This is a genomic window from Vibrio sp. L85 (assembly GCF_963871815.1).
Lineage (GTDB): Bacteria > Pseudomonadota > Gammaproteobacteria > Enterobacterales > Vibrionaceae > Vibrio > Vibrio harveyi.
Genome location: NZ_CAWMYL010000212.1, coordinates 1 through 602, shown reverse-complemented (window position 1 = coordinate 602; position 602 = coordinate 1). Strand labels below are relative to the sequence as shown.

The following is a 602-nucleotide window of genomic DNA, read 5'->3' as shown; positions in this document are numbered from 1 at the left end:
GCTCACTGAGCTAGGGCTTGATCCTAAACTGGTGGACAAGGCAAAGCTGGTCGCAAAAGCCAACCGTATCATACGTATTGAGCGCAAAAATCAGCTTCAAAAGCAGATGTCTAATGTGATTGAAGAGGCGCAAACCAATGAGTAAAACACCGAATCCAACACGGGGCTATGTGCCATGCCCTGTGTGTAGTCGAATCTCTACCGTTCACATGGTGGGAGAAGGCAAGATGATTGATACGGGCGAAACGGTTAAGAACGGGCGCAACCTCGGATTGCTTTATTACAAGTGTCCAAGCTGCGGCAATAGCTCAATGAGTAAAACGGTGAGCGACTATTGCAGTGAGCACATGCAAGCGTCTGCTGACCTGTTGCCAGCGCACCATGAAACCATTCAACCTGAGCAAGTCGAAGAAGAACCAGCCGTTGTTGAAGCGTTGACCGTCAGCGATTCAACCGAAATGACTACGGTAGACCAAATGCTCTCAACCGAACCTGCCAAAGAAGAAGTACAGCAACCAAAACCGAGCGTTAAACCGCAACTGTTTAAGGTTGGCGCCTGTTTGGGGTTGATAGTGGTTTTACTGTTTACCATTAAGCATCTA

1 protein-coding gene is annotated in these 602 nt (G+C 48.2%); it reads left to right on the top strand.

Going from position 1 to position 602, the window contains the following annotated elements:
• Positions 1-137: 137 nt before the first annotated feature.
• Positions 138-602: hypothetical protein (locus AACR11_RS21150; RefSeq protein ID WP_079325131.1), on the top strand; the 465-nt coding region annotated here is incomplete at its 3' end.